At 73.4% G+C, this 16,073-nt stretch carries 17 protein-coding genes; 11 read left to right on the forward strand and 6 right to left on the reverse strand.

Features of this window, described 5'->3' with window-relative positions:
- Positions 1-63: 63 nt before the first annotated feature.
- The gene (locus tag ABD234_RS14815; RefSeq protein ID WP_344357760.1) at positions 64-909 is read left to right on the forward strand and encodes a hydroxypyruvate isomerase family protein; all 846 of its coding nucleotides are present in this window, start codon (positions 64-66) and stop codon (positions 907-909) included.
- 76 nt (positions 910-985) lie between these two features.
- Positions 986-1,654, forward strand: coding sequence for a GntR family transcriptional regulator (locus ABD234_RS14820; RefSeq protein WP_344357763.1), 669 nt, complete (start codon positions 986-988; stop codon positions 1,652-1,654).
- Between the two features lie 20 nt (positions 1,655-1,674).
- Here ABD234_RS14820 and ABD234_RS14825 read toward each other — a convergent pair whose 3' ends face one another.
- The gene (locus ABD234_RS14825) at positions 1,675-2,844 is read right to left on the reverse strand and encodes a low temperature requirement protein A (RefSeq protein ID WP_344357766.1); all 1,170 of its coding nucleotides are present in this window, start codon (positions 2,842-2,844) and stop codon (positions 1,675-1,677) included.
- A 239-nt stretch (positions 2,845-3,083) separates the two neighbouring features.
- On the opposite strand from ABD234_RS14825, the gene ABD234_RS14830 reads away from it, so the two are divergent.
- Complete coding sequence (locus ABD234_RS14830) at positions 3,084-4,607, forward strand: L-lactate MFS transporter (RefSeq protein WP_038374537.1); 1,524 nt, start codon at positions 3,084-3,086, stop codon at positions 4,605-4,607.
- Positions 4,608-4,827: 220 nt separating this feature from the next.
- Entirely contained in the window at positions 4,828-7,368 is a 2,541-nt protein-coding gene (locus ABD234_RS14835; RefSeq protein WP_344357771.1) for a glycosyl hydrolase, read from the forward strand.
- 69 nt (positions 7,369-7,437) lie between these two features.
- Here the strand turns inward: ABD234_RS14835 and ABD234_RS14840 are convergent, their stop codons facing one another.
- The 3 genes from ABD234_RS14840 to ABD234_RS14850 all read right to left on the reverse strand — a co-directional run bounded on the left by ABD234_RS14840 (position 7,438) and on the right by ABD234_RS14850 (position 10,230).
- Positions 7,438-8,055, reverse strand: a complete 618-nt coding sequence (locus ABD234_RS14840; RefSeq protein ID WP_344357774.1) for a hypothetical protein — start codon at positions 8,053-8,055, stop codon at positions 7,438-7,440.
- Positions 8,056-8,163: 108 nt separating this feature from the next.
- Positions 8,164-8,832 (reverse strand): hypothetical protein, encoded by a 669-nt coding sequence (locus ABD234_RS14845; RefSeq protein WP_344357777.1) that lies wholly within the window; start codon positions 8,830-8,832, stop codon positions 8,164-8,166.
- 231 nt (positions 8,833-9,063) lie between these two features.
- Positions 9,064-10,230 (reverse strand): GTP-binding protein, encoded by a 1,167-nt coding sequence (locus ABD234_RS14850; RefSeq protein ID WP_344357780.1) that lies wholly within the window; start codon positions 10,228-10,230, stop codon positions 9,064-9,066.
- Positions 10,231-10,288: 58 nt separating this feature from the next.
- Here ABD234_RS14850 and rpmB point away from each other — a divergent pair, with 58 nt between their 5' ends.
- The 7 genes from rpmB (at position 10,289) to ABD234_RS14885 (ending at position 13,742) form a co-directional block, all read left to right on the forward strand.
- Positions 10,289-10,525, forward strand: a complete 237-nt coding sequence (rpmB, locus tag ABD234_RS14855) for a 50S ribosomal protein L28 (RefSeq protein WP_038374540.1) — start codon at positions 10,289-10,291, stop codon at positions 10,523-10,525.
- A 22-nt stretch (positions 10,526-10,547) separates the two neighbouring features.
- On the forward strand, positions 10,548-10,715 hold the full coding sequence (rpmG, locus tag ABD234_RS14860) for a 50S ribosomal protein L33 (RefSeq protein ID WP_038374542.1): 168 nt from the start codon (positions 10,548-10,550) through the stop codon (positions 10,713-10,715).
- Entirely contained in the window at positions 10,715-11,020 is a 306-nt protein-coding gene (rpsN, locus tag ABD234_RS14865) for a 30S ribosomal protein S14 (RefSeq protein WP_344357793.1), read from the forward strand. The genes rpmG and rpsN overlap by 1 nt, the downstream gene beginning before the upstream one ends.
- Positions 11,021-11,029: 9 nt before the next feature.
- Positions 11,030-11,353: a type B 50S ribosomal protein L31 gene (locus tag ABD234_RS14870; protein WP_038374544.1), complete on the forward strand. Its 324-nt coding sequence runs from the start codon at positions 11,030-11,032 to the stop codon at positions 11,351-11,353.
- Positions 11,350-11,475 (forward strand): type B 50S ribosomal protein L36, encoded by a 126-nt coding sequence (gene ykgO / locus ABD234_RS14875; protein ID WP_344357796.1) that lies wholly within the window; start codon positions 11,350-11,352, stop codon positions 11,473-11,475. The genes ABD234_RS14870 and ykgO overlap by 4 nt, the downstream gene beginning before the upstream one ends.
- 309 nt (positions 11,476-11,784) lie before the next feature.
- Positions 11,785-12,774 carry a Gfo/Idh/MocA family protein gene (locus ABD234_RS14880; RefSeq protein WP_344357799.1) on the forward strand — a complete coding sequence of 330 codons (990 nt, stop codon included), beginning with the start codon at positions 11,785-11,787 and terminating at the stop codon, positions 12,772-12,774.
- The gene (locus ABD234_RS14885; protein ID WP_344357802.1) at positions 12,768-13,742 is read left to right on the forward strand and encodes a Gfo/Idh/MocA family protein; all 975 of its coding nucleotides are present in this window, start codon (positions 12,768-12,770) and stop codon (positions 13,740-13,742) included. Before ABD234_RS14880 ends, ABD234_RS14885 begins: the two co-directional genes overlap by 7 nt.
- A 49-nt stretch (positions 13,743-13,791) precedes the next feature.
- On the opposite strand, the gene ABD234_RS14890 is transcribed toward ABD234_RS14885, so the two are convergent.
- A complete protein-coding gene (locus ABD234_RS14890; protein WP_344357804.1) occupies positions 13,792-14,994 on the reverse strand; it encodes a LacI family DNA-binding transcriptional regulator in 1,203 nt (400 codons plus the stop codon).
- Positions 14,991-15,890, reverse strand: a complete 900-nt coding sequence (locus ABD234_RS14895; RefSeq protein ID WP_344357807.1) for a DeoR/GlpR family DNA-binding transcription regulator — start codon at positions 15,888-15,890, stop codon at positions 14,991-14,993. The genes ABD234_RS14890 and ABD234_RS14895 overlap by 4 nt, the downstream gene beginning before the upstream one ends.
- Positions 15,891-16,073: the final 183 nt, after the last annotated feature.

Below are 16,073 nucleotides of genomic sequence, written 5' to 3' on the forward strand. Positions count from 1 at the left end.
TCCTCCGATGCTCGATTGTCTAACATGCTGACATGTATAGCGCTCCGTGGCAAGATGGGCGCCATGGACACCTTGGGACTGACATGGCACGGCTATCCGGTGGGGGCGAACGTCTCGCTGCTCTTCCCCGAGCTCCCGTACCGCGAACGCTTCGCCGCCGCCGCGGACGCGGGCTTCCGCAGCGTCGAGAGCTGGTGGCCCTTCGCCACCCCCGCCCCCTCTCCCGGGCAGCTCGACGAGCTGGCCGGGCTCATCGAGGACTCCGGTCTCGCCTTGACCGGGATGAACGTCTACGCCGGCGACATGGCAGCCGGCGAACGCGGCATCGCCGCAGACCCACGGCGCGCCGACGAGCTGCTCGCCTCGCTGTCGGCACTGCGGCGGCTCGCCGAACGCACCGGATGCCGGACCTTCAACCTGCTCCATGGCGCGACGCCCGGGGGCCAGGGGACGGAGTCGCGTCGCACCGCCGTACGGTCCTATCGCCACGCCGCTGCAGTGATGGAGGATCTCGAAGGCGGCCCCGGCACGATCCTCGTCGAGCCGCTGGCTCGCGGCCTCAACGGCGCGTATCCGCTGGAGACCGCCGCCGATGCCCTGGCCCTGATGGACGAGATCGACACGCCCCATGTGGCCCTGCTGCTGGATACATTCCACCTGGCCAGGAACGACGTCGACATGATCGCGCTCATCGACACCGATGCGGCGCGCATCGGCCACGTGCAGCTGGCCGACGCCCCTGACCGCGGGGAGCCCGGTTCCGGGACGGTGGACTTCGCCGGCATCGGGGCGGCCCTGCGTGCCCGAGGCTATTCCGGCACCGTCGCCGCGGAGTACAAGCCCACCCGCGAGACGCGGAGCACCCTGACATGGCTGCGGGCCCCGGAAGCCGCAGGACCGCTGGCATGATGTAAGCCCGGGCTACATGTTCGACATGTTGCCCGCACGAACTGTCGCCTCGGCGGCATGGATGGAGGGAGTCGCCGTGTCGGCAGCATCGAGCCAGTTCAAGCTCGGACCCGCGTCATTGACCGAGGCCCTGTTCGCCTCGCTGCGCGAGCGCATCATCAACGGGGACATCGCCCCCGGCGAGAAGGTCACCGAGCAGCGCGTGGCCGGCGAGTACGGCGTGGCGCGCCCCACCGCGAAAGCGTGCCTCGAGCGCCTCACCGGACTGGGACTGCTACGGCGCACCGCGCACCGCTCCGCCTCGGTCCCCGTCCTGGACGCCGCCGAGATCGAGGATCTCTTCTTCAGTCGCGAGACGTTCGAATCCGCCGCGGCGGCGCACCTGGCGTCCGAGCAGAACCTCACTGACGAGATCGCCCGGGCGCAGACCTCGATGCGCCAGGCCGCCGAACGAGAGGACTTCCGCGATCAGGTCCAGTGCGACATCGACTTCCATTGGGCGCTGGTGCGCGGAGTCCGCAGCGACCGGATCGCCCGGATGTACGAGGTGATCGCCGGGGAGATCCATCTGACCATGGGGCAGTACGCCGCCCACCGCCGAACCTCCCCGACCACCGTGGTCAGCGAGCACGACGCGATCATGGACGCCATCCGCGCCGGTGACGCGGACGCCGCCCGCGACGCCCTCGCCGACCACCTCGGGCGGGCCCGGGAAAGAGTGCTGGCTCAGCTCGCCGGGGGCTGAGCACGGGACGGACCCCGCGCTCAGCCCGCGTGCGCCGCCTCCACCCCCACCGGCCGCCGCCACACCAGCACCGCCACCACGCCGACCATGATGATCGTGGTCAGCGCGAAGGGCACGGGCAGCAACGGGTCGATGAGCACGAGCACGGCGCCCAGCGGCACGCAGGTGTTCACCCAGGCGTCGCCGTGCCGTCGGATGGCGAGCACCCAGATGCCCAGGACGAACACGGCGATCGGGACCGTGTAGGCGAAGGACGCCCCCAGGGCGGAGAGGTGGCTGTGGCCGAGGATGTAGTCGATCTCCGCCTCGATGCCGGCGGAGAGCGCGCCCGCGGCCGCGAAGACCACGATGTGGCCATAGCCGTAGGTGATCGAGCCGCGCAGGTCGGTGATCGCGGTGTGGTGCGGCGCCCAGAAGTAGATCCACCACAGAGCCGCGGTGACGATCAGCGCGAGCACCGAGATGGCGACCAGCTCGCCGATGTGCTCGCCCTCGCCGACCGCCTCGATGACGGCGTTCGCCGAGGCCAGCAGGCTCTCGCCGAGCAGGATCAGGGCGAACAGGCCGTAGCGCTCGGTGATGTGGTGCGGGTTCCACGGGGTGGTCGCGGAGCGTTCGGCGAGGACGGGCACGGCCAGCTCGCACAGCGCGAACACGATGAAGGCCGGGATCGCGAGCTGGGCCGGGACCAGCAGGAACAGCACCCACAGGCCCTGGACGACGACCACGCCCCCGGCGTAGGTGAGCGCGGTGCGCCGCAGCGGCGTGTGCCGTGAGGCCCGCAGCCACTGCGCGACCAGCGCGAGGCGCATGACGATGTAGGCGAGGATCGCCAGGCGGAAGTCGTGGTCCTGGAAGGCCGGCACGACCCCGGCGGCGAGCACGAGCACCCCGCCCATCTGCACGATGGTCAGCACCCGGTACAGCCAGTCGTCGGTGTCGAAGGACGTCGCGAACCAGGTGAAGTTCATCCACGCCCACCAGATCGCGAAGAACACCATGGCGTAGCTGAGGATCCCGGCGCCGACGTGGCCCTCGGACAGGGAGTGGTGCAGCTGCACGGCCGTGATCGACACGGCGATCACGAAGACGAGGTCGAAGAACAGCTCCAGCGTGGAGGCGGTGCGACCGCTCTCGTGCGGGTCACGGGGGAGCATCGGTCGAAGACGGAGCGAGGAGGCGCGGGACATGCGCCCACTGTAGCCCGAGAAAACGCGCCTGTATCGGCGCTACACGCGGCCGATGATCCCTGCCGCGCAGCTGCCCCGCAGCGAGCACTCCGCCGCCGCCCCGACGAGGCCGTCCACTACCGGCCTGACGAGGCCGCACCCGCGCGTCATCGCTCGGATGTTTGCTCCGCCGCGCCGCAGATCCTAGGGTCGCAATCCGGCGCGCATTCCTCTCCCGCGCCCCAGAGATCGGAGTCCCCATGTCCGTGCTCGACCGCAACGCCATCATCGCCCCGGTGAGGTTCCAGCGCTGGCTCATCCCGCCTGCGGCGCTGGCCATCCATCTGTGCATCGGCCAGGTGTACGCCTTCAGCGTCTTCAAGACGCCGTTCCAGTCCCGGTTCGAGGTGGGCGAGGTCGCCGTCGGCTGGATCTTCTCCCTCGCCATCGCCATGCTCGGCATCTCCTCCGCGGTCGCCGGCACCTGGGTCGAGCGGGTCGGGCCGCGGATGGCGATGGTCGCCTCGGGCGCGCTCTGGGTCGCGGGGTTCCTGGTCTCCGCCCTCGGCATCTCCACCGGCCAGCTGTGGCTGGTCTACCTCGGCTACGGGGTGATCGGCGGGATCGGCCTGGGCATCGGGTACATCGCCCCGGTGTCCACGCTCATGAAGTGGTTCCCCGACCGGCCCGGCCTCGCGACGGGCCTGGCGATCATGGGATTCGGCGGCGGAGCCCTCATCGCCAGCCCCGCCTCGAACCGCCTGATGGCCGCCTTCGGCGGAGGCCCCGACCCGCAGAACCTCGTCGCCGGCCTCACCCCGACCTTCCTCACCCTCGCCGCCTGCTACTTCGTCGCCATCGCCTGCGGCGCCTTCGTGGTCCGCCTGCCCCACCCGGACTGGCACCCCTCCGGGTGGAGCCCCGAGCAGGCCACCCAGCACGCCGCCCAGACCGCCGGGAACGTCTCGGCGAAGCAGGCGATCCGCACCCCGCAGTTCTGGCTGCTGTGGATCGTGCTGTTCACCAACGTGACCGCCGGCATCGGCATCCTCGAGAACGCCTCGCCGATGATCTCCGACGGCTTCGGGGTCGCCGCCGCGGCCGCCGCCGGCTTCGTGGGCCTGCTGTCGATCGCCAACATGGCCGGCCGCTTCATCTGGTCCACGACCTCGGACTACCTGGGCCGCAAGGTCAACTACGCCATGTACCTGTCCGTCGGCGCCGTCCTGTACCTGGTCCTGGCGACCGTCGGCTCGCACTCCCTGGCGCTGTTCGTGATCTCCGCGCTGATCATCATCAGCTTCTACGGCGGCGGCTTCGCGACCGTCCCCGCCTACCTCAAGGACCTCTTCGGCGTGTACCAGGTCGGGGCGATCCACGGTCGGCTGCTCACGGCATGGTCCGCCGCGGGCATCGCCGGGCCGCTGATCGTCAACAGCATCGTCGAGTCGCAGGCCGCCGCCGGCCACTCCGGCATGGACCTGTACCGCCTGGCCATGTGGGTGATGATGGCGATCCTCGTGGTCGGCTTCGTCGCGAACCTGCTGATCCGGGCGGTGCACCCCTCCCACATCGAGGACGAGGCCGTCGTCGCACAGAAGGCCCAGGCCGATCGCGAGAGCGCCGCCGCCTCCCGCGCCGGCGTGGACGGCGCTCCCGAGCGGGAGACCAGCTCCCCCGCCGAGGTCGGCGCCGCCGTGGTCCTCGCCGTGGCCGTCGTCATCGCCCTCGGCTACGGCCTGTTCCAGACCGCCGTCCGCGCGGCCGGGCTGTTCCTCGGCTGACGCACGCGCGAACAGTCAGTCCCGCGTCCATCTGGGCACCGCAGAGGGAAGCGGGACTGACTGTTCGTCGTCACCGATCCCTCGGCCACCTGCCTCTCCCCGGCGAGCAGCTGACGGCGCCAAGAGACGCCCTTCACTTACTTAATTTCATGAGTTAAGTTACTCCCCGACCGCACCGCGGGCACTCGGCCCGCTGGTGATCGATCTCGGAGGTTCGATGATGAACTCGCAGTCCTCGGCACGCCCCGCACCGCAGCGCCGCGCCGCCGACGCCGCCCAGACCGTCCCGCTCTCCCGCCGCAGCTTCGCCCTGCTGGGCGCCGCCTCGGCCGCGTGCACCCTGGCGCCGATCAGCGCTGGCCGCGCCGCCGCCTCCCCCGCTCCCGCCGGCCCCGCCCCCGCCGACCCCGCGCCTGCGGCATCGGAGGTCGCGCTCGCCGATCCCGGAGCCACCGCCAGGACCCGCTCGCTCTTCGCCGCCCTGCGCGACATCGACGCGCAGGGAGTCCTGTTCGGCCACCAGGAGGACCTCTCCAGCGGGGAGACCTTCGCGGACCCGGACGGAACCTCCTCGGACGTCGCCGCGGTGACCGGTGACCACCCGGCCGTGATCGGCTTCGACACCCTCGAGGTCGCCGGCATGAGCACGGCCGATCGCGAGGCCAGGGCGAGCGTGCTCGCGACGAGGTTCCACCAGGCCCATGACGTCGGGGCGATCCCAACCATGTCCTGGCACCTGGAGAACCTCGTCACCGGCGACGACTTCTACGACACCTCGGGCGACGCGCTGCGTGCCGTGCTGCCCGGCGGCTCGCACCACGCGGACCTCGTGGCGGCCCTGGACCGCCTGGTCATCGCGTTCACCGAGGCGGTCGACGCCGAGGGCGAGCCGATCCCGATCATCTTCCGCCCCTGGCACGAGAACGACGGCTCCTGGTTCTGGTGGGGCGCGGCCTCCGCCACCGCCGGCGAGTACGCGGAGCTGTTCCGCTTCACCGTCGAGCACCTGCGCGATGTGCGCGGGGTGCACAACCTGCTGTACGCCTTCTCCCCCGGCGGCGGCTACGCGGGCGATGCCGAGCGCTATCTGCGGACCTATCCCGGCGATGCCTTCGTGGACGTGATCGGCATCGACACCTACGACGACTCCGGAGCATCGGCCGCGTACCGGGGCGGCCTGACCAGGGACCTCGCCATGCTCGGCACGATCGCCCAGGAGCGCGGGAAGATCAGCGCCCTGACCGAGTACGGGATCAGCGGCGGCGTCCGCCCCGATGGCCAGAACGCGAGCACGACCTGGTTCACGGACATCCTCGGGGCGGTCACCGCCGATCCCGCGGCCGCGCGCACGGCCTACATGATGACCTGGGCGAACTACGGCGGCGACTCCACGCCGTACACCCCGGTGGACGGCGAGCTGCTGCCGGACTTCGTGGCCTTCCACGCCGACCCGGTCACGCGCTTCGCCGACGATCTCACCGGGGTGCACGACGTCGCCACGACGGCTCTCCCGGCAGCGGCCGCGCACCTGGCCCGGCCGGCCGACGGCTCCCGCGTCCCCACCGGTCCGATCGAGCTGCTGGCCTCCGTGACCGGGCACGCGGCGGATGCGGTGCGGCTGACCGTTCCCACTCCCGACGGCGAGACCACCCTCGACCTCGCGGCCCCGAAGGACGGGTCGCTGTGGTGGAGCGGCAGCTGGGACGTGCCCGATGCCCTGCTGGACAACTCCACGCGCCCGCTCACCCTGCACGTGCTCGAAGGCGGCACGGAGCTCGCCGCGGTCGCCTCCGCCGTCGTCCTCGGCCCCGAGCCGGAGCTCGCGCCGGGCGTCGTCGACGACTTCGAGGGCTACGGCGACCTCACCGCGCTGGGGCGCAGCTGGTCGCAGCGCGGCGCGAACACTCTCGCGCTGGTGCGCGCCGACGAGGGCGGGGTCGTCGGCGAGGGGGACGTCGCGCTGCGGATGTCCTACTCCTTCGAGTCCCAGACCTACACCGGCATCTCCCGCACGGTGGAGGGCGACTGGTCCTCCTTCGCGGCCCTGGAGGCGTGGATCGCTCCCGACGCCTCCGCGAACCTCCTGGTCCTGCAGCTGGTCGCCGACGGCGTCGCCTTCGAGGCGTACCCCTCGCTCGCCGGCGAGGACCCCTTCCTGGCGCGGCTGCCCTTCGCCGACTGGCGCCCCGCCCCGTGGGATACCGCCCACGCCGAGCGCCGCCTGGACGCGGCGACGCTCGCCGCGGTCACGCAGTTCAGCATCTTCTGCAATGCCGCCGATCACGGCGCGACCTCCGGGGCGATCACCGTCGACGGGCTGCGCGCGGTCCCGGCGCTCCCGGACGCGGTGGACGTCCCGCCCGGCCATCGGGATGCCGAGGCCATCGCCTGGCTGCGCGAGAGCGTCCTGGACCTCGCCGACTGCGGTCACCGCTTCCACCCGCGTCGCGCCGTCACCGGCGCGGAGCTCGCCGAGGTCCTCGCGGCCTATGCGCCGGGCGCCGCAGCGTCCGCAGTCGGCGGCGTCGCATCTCGCGCGTCGCTCGCGCAGGCGCTGTGGTCCCTCGCGGGCTCCCCGTCCCCGCAGGCCCCTCCCGCCAGCCCGGACGTGTCCCCGTCGGCCCCGGAGGCCGAGGCGATCGCGTGGGTCACGGAGGTCGGCATCATCGAGGCCGAGGGGCGCTTCGGCCCGAGGGTCGCGGTGCGGCGCGAGGAGCTCGCGCGCTGGCTGCGGCGCACGGATCTGCACCTGCGCGGATGACCGACGCGGCCTGTGCGGACGGTCCGACCGTCCGCGCAGGCCGCCGGGGCGGCCGATGCCGCCCGGACCTCAGGCCGCCGGGATGCTCCGGGGCTCGTCCGTCTCCCAGGTGCTCACGTGGAACTCGCCGCCCTCGGTCGCCTCCACGGCGACCAGGAACACGAGGTTGCCCGAGGTGGTGCCGCCGTCCGTGATCGACGGCTGGAGATAGAGGTCGTCGTCCACCAGGGCGCTGTCGGAGGAGTACTCCTGGCCGTCCGCCCCCACGAAGGTGACGGTGATGTCGAACCAGCCGGTGAACTCGCCCGAGCCGGCGTAGGTCATCGTCACGGGCACGATCACGTAGACGTGGCCCTCGGGGGGTGCGTCGTTCGCGCCGCTGGCCGCAGCCACCTCCTCGTTGGCGTCCCAGTCGATCTCGCCGATGGTCACCGTCGCCGTGCCGTTCTCGGTGGGGACCTCGACGGAGCCGCCGGGCTCGGGCTCCTGGCTCGTGGTCGCCTCGCCGCCCGAGGTGCGGCTCCCGCTGTAGATGACCAGGCCGGCGACGCCGCCGATGATGCCCAGCATCAGGGCGAGCACGCAGCACCCGCCGACGATCCAGATCCACGTGCGGTTCTTCGGGGCGGGGCCGACGGGCGGCCCGGCGGGCGGGCCGGGGGGCGGGCCGGGGGGTGCGTATGCCATGGGGGGACCTCGCGCCGCGTCGGTGCGGCGCTTTCCTTCCGTCGTTCGGGCGGGGGCGGGATGCGGGGACGGCCCGGGCTCCGGCGAGAGCGGGGCGCGGTCGCCGGCTCAGAGGACCGGGGCCACCTGCGGCTGCTCGGTCTCGTGGGTGGAGACCTGGATCTCGCCGGCGCCGGTCGCTGCGGTGGGGACCTCGAACACCAGGGTGCCCTCGGCGGTCCCGCCGTCGGGGACCTCGCCCAGGAGCACGAAGTCCTTCTCGACGACCGGATCGGCCAGAGCATATTCGAGGCCGTCCGCGCCGACGAAGACGATGCTGGCGGCGAAGAACGGGTCGACCGCTCCGCTGCCCGCGTAGCTCACGGTGACCGGGACGGTGATGAAGACGTGCCCCTCGGCGGCCGGCTCGTTGTGGGAGTTGGCCTCGGCGACCTCGGAGGTCGCGTCCCAGTCCACCGCGCCGAAGGTCATCGTGAGGGTGCCCTGCTCGGTCGGGAGCTCGACGGCTCCGCCCACGGGCGGCGCGGCGGAGGTCTCCTCGGCGCTCGGGTCCGCGGCGCTCGACTCCTCGGCGGGGCTCTCCTCCGGGGACCTCGGCTCGCTCCCGCCGGTCCCGGTCGTCATGGTGGGCTCGCCGCCGCCGGACTGGCTCGCACGGTAGAGGAGGATCCCGCCGATGCCGAGGACGAGGGCGGCGATCAGCAGCAGCACGCAGCACCCCGAGACGATCCAGATCCAGGTGCGGTTCGGGGCTGCGCCCGTGGGGGTCTGCGTCATGCGATCACCTGCGCCGCGCCGATGCGGCGCCGTCCTTTCCCTGCGTCCCAGCGGGATCGACGGTATCGCATCGCGCCCCGGCCGCGCAGGGATACCCGGACCGCTGCGCCGGAGGGCCCGCCCGGCCCGCCGGCGCGCCGCGACGCCCGGCCGGGCCCCGGAGGGGCGCGGCGTGCGGCAGGGCCCGGAGGGACGCGGCGCCCGGTCGGCGGCGGGCGGCGCGGGGCGCGGTCACACGCGGGCGTCGCGCTCCCCGAGCCACGGGGACAGGCGGTCCTCGGCGCCCAGCCAGGGCGCCAGCCCGGCCGCCCATTCCTCCTGCGTGAGCAGGCAGCGGGCGAAGGCGTCGCGCACCCGCGGCAGGTCCTCGGGGTCGATGCCGGTGATGACCAGGCGCGTCGTCGGCAGCTCGCGGCCGGACTCGTGGACCGAGCCGATCGAGACCTGGCCTCCCGCGCCGTCCCACTGGCAGATGGTGCCGGGGCGGTCGGGCACCCAGAAGCGTCCGCGGCCGCGCATGCGCCCGGCGCCGAGCAGCTCGATGTCCTCGAGGAACCGCTCGGGGTGGAAGGGCCGGTCGGAGGCGAGGTCGAGGGTCCACGTGCCGTGCTCGGTGGGGCCGCCGTAGGCCTGGACGTGCCGCACGTCGCGGCGGCGCAGCGCCCCGGTGTGGTCGAGGGCGCCGCCCAGCAGCAGGCGCGGCTCGAGCACGTGCATCGAGGTCAGCAGCAGCTGCTCGGGAGAGCGGAGATGCTCGACGAGCTCGAGGCCGGCGCCGCCCTCCGCTCCCTCCCCGCCCTCGACGATCACGAGGTCGGAGTACTCGATCTGCGCGGCGAGCGCCTCGCCCACGCTGCGCTCGTCCTCCGCGGCCCACTGCAGGCCCCGCTCGGCGAGGGTCATGTCGCCCAGCAGGTCGTCGATCACGTGCTGGGCCTCGAGCACCGCGGCGGCGGCCGAGAGGTGCCATCGGCCCTGGAAGGGCACGAGGGTGCCGGCCACCACGGAGGGGTCGGCGCTGATGGGCGGGGCCAGCAGGATCGCGTCGATGCGCGGGTCCGCGGCGAGGCGCCCCAGCACCGCGACGGCGTCCTCGCGCATGGCGCAGGAGACGCAGGGGTGCTCGAGGTCCACCCGCTCGTCCTCGATCACGCCGCCGGCGTCCAGCACCAGGCGGTGCAGCGCCGCGGTCTCGTGGTCGACCTCGTAGCGCAGGGCCACCGCCCCGGGCCGGTCCAGCAGGGCGCCACCGGTCAGCGCGTCGCGCAGGATCGGGTCGATCGCCGTGACGATCGCGACCGGCGTGCTGCGGTGGCCGCGCCACCGTGCGTGGGGCGCCTGCTGGAACTGGTGGCCGTGCCGGTCTCCCGGCTGGCGCGAACGGTGGTCGGAGGCCATCGGTGTCCTCGCCCTTCCTCTTGACGATAATGGTTCTCAGTTGCTAGTATCGCTCTCCATGTCGTCACGCTGTCAAGTCACCGGAGCCGAGCCGAGCTTCGGGAAGAACGTCTCCCACTCCCACCGCCGCACCTCGCGCCGCTTCGACCCGAACATCCAGCGCAAGCGCTTCTACGTCCCGTCCCTGGGGCGCACCGTGCGCCTGGACGTCTCGGCCCGCGGCCTGAAGGTCATCGACAAGCGCGGCATCGAGTCCGTCGTGGCGCAGATCCGCGCCCGCGGCGAGAAGATCTGAGAAGGAACGAGGAACCCGCCCCATGGCCAAGAAGAGCGAGGTGCGCACCATCATCAAGATGCGCTCCACCGCCGGCACCGGCTACACCTACATGACCACCAAGAACCGGCGGAACTCGCCCGATCGCCTGGTCATGCGCAAGTTCGACCCGCGCCTGCGCGAGGTCGTCGAGTTCCGCGAGGAGCGCTGATGGCCAAGACCTCCAAGATCGCGGCCGATGCCCGCCGCCGCGAGATCGTGGCCCGCCACGACGAGCAGCGCCGCGCCCTCAAGCGCACCATCAAGGACCCGGCCACCACCATGGCCGAGAAGGTCCTGGCCCAGCGGGCCCTGCAGCGTCTGCCCCGCGACGCCAGCCCGACGCGGCTGCGCAACCGCGACGCGGTCGACGGCCGCCCCCGCGGCTACCTGCGGACGTTCGGGCTCTCCCGCGTCCGCTTCCGGCAGGCCGCCCATCGCGGCGAGCTGCCCGGCATCACGAAATCCAGCTGGTGAGGAGAACACATGAAGCAGGGGATCCACCCCGAGTACCGGCCCGTCGTCTTCCGTGACGCGAGCGCCGGCTCCGCCTTCCTCACGCGGTCCACCCGGACCTCGGAGAAGACGGTGACCTGGGAGGACGGCCGGGAGTACCCGGTCATCGACGTCGAGGTCTCCTCCGCCTCGCACCCGTTCTACACGGGCACGGCGAAGGTCCTGGACACCGCGGGGCGCGTGGAGCGCTTCCGCCGCCGCTACGGCAGCCGCTCCGCGGCCGAAGGGTCCGGCGCCGCCGACGCCCCGGCCCCGGCCGCATCGGCCGGGACGAGCGCAGGAGGCCGGCGATGAAGGTCCGCGCCTCGCTGCGATCGCTCGTGAACAAGCCCGGCGCGCAGGTCGTGCGGCGCCGGGGCCGCATCTACGTCATCAACAAGCAGAACCCGCGGTTCAAGGGACGCCAGAAGGGCTGAACCCCGGCCGCGCGCCCCGGGACGCGCGGCCGATGCTCCCCCACAGCGGTCCACATGGGGTCGGACCGAGGCGGCGGCGGACGGAGGGCTCACGCCCTGCGACCGCCGCCGCCGATCTGCGTCCGGGCCCGGACCCCCGAGGATCCCGCCATCGGCCGCGCCGATCCCGCACCCCGTGGAGTCGATCCCGCACCGCCCGTTGACACGCGCCGCGGCGCGGCTAGAGTTATGAAAAGCGGTTTCGAAAACCGGGCGCGACGGCGGCACGACCGCCGGGACGGCGCCCGCTCCCGAGGAAAGAGGTCGCCCATGACCACTCCCCCTGGCGGCCCCCTGGCCGTCGGCATCGTCGGCACCGGAGGCATCGCGGGCGCCCACGGCCCCGGCTGGGTCGAGGCCGGCGCGAGCCTGCACGCCCACAGCCTCGACGGCGCCGAGGCCTTCGCGGCGGCCTTCGGCGCCACCGTCCACCCCGATCTCGACTCCCTGCTCGCCGCGGTCGATGTGGTCGACGTCTGCACCCCCACGCCGGTGCATGCCGAGATCGTGCACCGGGCGCTGGACGCCGGCTGCCACGTGATCTGCGAGAAGCCCCTGACCCGCAGCCTCGAGGACGCCCGCGCGGTCGTCGAGCACGCCGAGCGCGCCGGGAGGCTGCTCTTCCCCGCGCACGTCGTGCGGTACTTCCCGCAGTACGCGGCGGCGAAGGCGGGGATCGACGCCGGGCGCATCGGCACGCCCGCCGTGCTGCGCTACGAGCGCACCGGCCAGTTCCCGCGCATGCCCTGGTTCGCGGACCAGGAGGCCTCCGGCGGCATCGTCATGGACCAGATGATCCACGACATCGACCAGGCCATCTGGGTCGCCGGGCCCGTCGCCTCCGTCCACGCCCGCGAGCACGTCGCCGCCTCGCAGCCCGAGGTGCGCACCGCCCACGTGGTCCTCACGCACACCGGCGGGGCGATCTCCCACTGCCGCGGGTTCTGGGGCCCGGCCGGGACCGCCTTCCGCTACGCCTTCTCCCTCGCGGGGGACGCCGGCCGTCTCGAATACGACTCGGCCCAGGACTCCGCCGTGACCTGGGACGCCGTCGCCCGCGGCGGCGCCGAGGCCGGCGGCTCGCTGCTGCCGGACATCTCCGGCATGCGCAGCCCCTACGCCGAGGAGATCCTCGACGCCGCCGCCGCGATCCGCACAGGCCGCGCCCCTCGCGTCAGCGCCCGCGACGGCCTGGTCGCCGTGGAGGTCTCCCTCGCCGCCCTCGAGTCCCTCGCCACCGGACGGAGCATCCCGTGCTGAAGATCGCCCTCCTCTCCTGCGCCCACACCCACGCCGCCGCCTATGCGGGGATCCTCGCCGCGCGCGGGGACGTCGACCTCGTCGTCGCGGACCCGGACGGCTTCGGCGACGTCCCGGCCGAGCGCGTCGTCGGCAGCTACCAGGAGGCCTGGGACGCCTTCGACGGCGGGCCCGACGCCGTGATCGTGACCTCCGCGAACGCCGACCACAAGGAGCTCGTGCTCGAGGCCGCCCGCCGCGGCGTCGCCGTGCTGTGCGAGAAGCCGCTGGCGACCACGGTGGCCGATGCGGAGGAGATGGTCGCCGCCTGCCGCGAGGCGGGCGTCGTGCTCATGACCGCCTTCCCGGTGCACTTCTCCCCCGCCGTCGAGACGCTGCGCAGCGCCGTCCGGGACGGCGCCCTCGGCGAGATCGTCGGCCTGACCGGCACCAACAACGGGAAGCTGCCCGAGGGCCGGGACTGGTTCACCGACGTGTCCCTCTCCGGCGGCGGCTGCCTGGTCGACCACACGGTGCACGTGGCCCAGATCCTCGACGCCGCCTTCGGCGAGCCGACCGACGTGCGCGCGGTCGCCAACCGGATCCTCTCGGCCTCCCGCGCCGGCGAGGGCGCCGAGACCGGCGGCTTCGTCACCCTCACCTACCCCTCGGGCGTGATCGCCACCATCGACTGCTCGTGGTCGATGCCCGACGACGGCCCCACCTGGGGCGGGCTGACCCTGCAGGCGCTGGGCACCGGCGGCCAGCTGACCGTGGACGCCTTCGCCGACCACGTCGGGGGGCCCGGCCAGTGGCTGCCCTACGGCGCGGACCTCGACGCCCTGCTGCTGGAGGCCTTCCTCGACGCGGTGCGCACCGGCCGGACCCAGGAGCCCTCGGGCGAGGCGGGGCTGCGCACCGTGCGGATCGTCGCCGCCGCCCAGCGCTCCGTGGCCACCGGGGAGGCCGTCGCCCTCGCCGACGTCTGAGCGGCCGCGCACGCCCCGCGGCCGGAGATCGCGGGCGCGGGCGCGGCCCTCAGTCGGGCAGGGTGGTCTCGCCGGGGAAGAACTCCCAGGCGAACTCGTGCAGGGCCCCGGGCTCGTCCCGGCGCACCTGCGCGCGGTGCACGATGATCTCCGCCATGCGGGAGAAGACGTCGCGCACCCCGTAGTAGCTCACCGGCTCCAGGAACTGCGACTCCTCGGGCACGTCGCCGATGGAGATGATCTCGAGGTCCTCCGGCACGCGCAGCCCGACCTGCCAGGCGGCGGCCTGCAGCGCCAGCGCCAGGTAGCCGGTCGAGCAGATGACGGCCTCGGGCCGCTGCGGCCCCTGCAGCCAGTCGATGCACTCGCGCAGCGCCTCCCGCCGGGAGCCGTCCCCGGGCACGCGCAGCAGATGCTCCACCGGGTCGCCGGCGGCGGCCGCCGCGTCGCGGTACGCCCACAGCCGCGAGGGCCCGTAGGGGCGCCGGCTCAGCGCCGGCCCCGGCAGGGACAGGAAGGCGACGCGCTCGTGGCGCCCGCGCAGGCGCCGGTACGCATCGGCCACCGCGGGCAGGGCGGTGGAGCGGACCACGTCGAAGCCCTCCGGCGCGACCCGCTCGCTGAAGGCGACGATCCCGCCGCCGCCGCGGGCGAGCTGGCGCACCTGGTCGGCGGCATCGGGCGTGTGGTCCACGCTGGTGATGAACGAGCAGTCGTGGCTCGCCCCGGAGAGGAACTCGTACCAGCGCTCGTCGGCCAGGATCAGGGTCGACTGCCCGCCGGGGAGCGCCCGGGCGCAGACCTCCTGCGCGAGCGAGATGCCCCAGGGGTCCTCGACGCTGCCCAGCGCGAGGACGATCGAGTCGCTGCGCCCGGTGCGCATGGCCCGCGCGTTGCGGTTGGGGACGTAGCCCAGCTCCTCCGCGGCGGCCCGCACCCGCGACTGGGTCTCGGGGGATCCGGAGGGCTTGCCCCCGGAGCGGCCCGAGAGCACGAAGCTGGCGGTCGCCACGGAGACGCCGGCGCGCCGCGCCACATCGGCGAGGGTCGCCGGGCCGGCCGGCGACGGGGCCGATGCTCCCGCGGCGTCGGGCTCCGTGCCGTCGGGTTCTGCGGCCTCGGACTCCGCGGCGACAGGCTCGGTGCGGTCGGACCCCGCGGCGCCGGGCTCCGGGGAGTCGGGCTCCGTGCCGTCCGGCCCCGCAGCGACGGCCGGGGCCGATGCGCCCTCGCCGGATCCGGACGGGCTCATCGCGCGCCCTCGGACTCGTCGGCGGCACCGGCGGCATCGGCGGCGCCGTCCGCCTCGCCCTCGTCGGCGGCATCGGCCAGATGCACCTCGACCCCGGCCGCGCGCAGGGCGGCGAGCTCCTCGGGGTCGATGCCCGCGTCGGTGACCAGCGCGTCGACCCGGCCGATGGGGCAGATGAGCGCGAAGGCGTGCGCGAGGACCTTGCTCGAGTCGGCGATGACGACCACGCGGTGGGCGCGCTCGACGAGCCGCGCGTTGATGGAGGCCTCGGCCTCGTTGTGGGTGCGGGCGCCGTCGGCCGCGCTGATCGCGTTGACCCCGAGGAACAGGGTGTCGATGCGGATCTGGGCGAGCAGCTGCTCGGCCCAGCTGCCGACCAGCTCGAAGGACTGCTCGCGCACGACCCCGCCGGTGACCACCATCTGCAGATGGCTGCGCACGGCGAGCTCCTGCGCGATGTTCACGGCGTTGGTGACCAGCACCGTCTGCTGCTCGGACTCGACGAACTCGGCACGGGCGGAGAGCTCGTGGGCGAGGGTCGTGGTGGTGGTGCCGCCGTTCAGACCCACCACGCTGCCGGGACGGGCCAGGCCCGCGGCGGTGCGGGCGATCGCCTCCTTGGCGCGGGCATGGCGGGAGGCGCGATAGCGCAGGGGCAGCGCGGCGGCGGAGGAGTGGGCGGAGGCCCCGCCGCGGGTGCGGATCACCAGCTGCTGGCCGGCGAGGTGGTCGAGGTCGCGCCGCACGGTGGCCGGGGAGACGCCGAGCTCCTCGGTGAGCTCCTCGACCGCGATGTGCCCGCGCTCCATGATCAGGTTCAGCTCGTCGTCCAGCCGCTCGCGCCGGCTGCGGTGCATGCCGCGCGCGGCGCGGTCGGGAGAAGCGTGCTGGTCCATGGCTCCTCGAGGTCTCGGGCGGGCAGGCGCGTCGTCGCGGCGGGATGGCGTTCTCCTGAAGCCTACTCATCGACTCCCGACGCCTCCGGAAGGTCTCGCATCGCGGCGCAGATTGATTGCAACTGCGCACAAGATGGCGTTACGATCATGAGCAATCACCACGCCGCTGTGGACCGACCGTCG

Origin of the sequence: Brachybacterium phenoliresistens (genome assembly GCF_039530785.1) — a bacterium.
Classification (GTDB): domain Bacteria; phylum Actinomycetota; class Actinomycetes; order Actinomycetales; family Dermabacteraceae; genus Brachybacterium; species Brachybacterium phenoliresistens.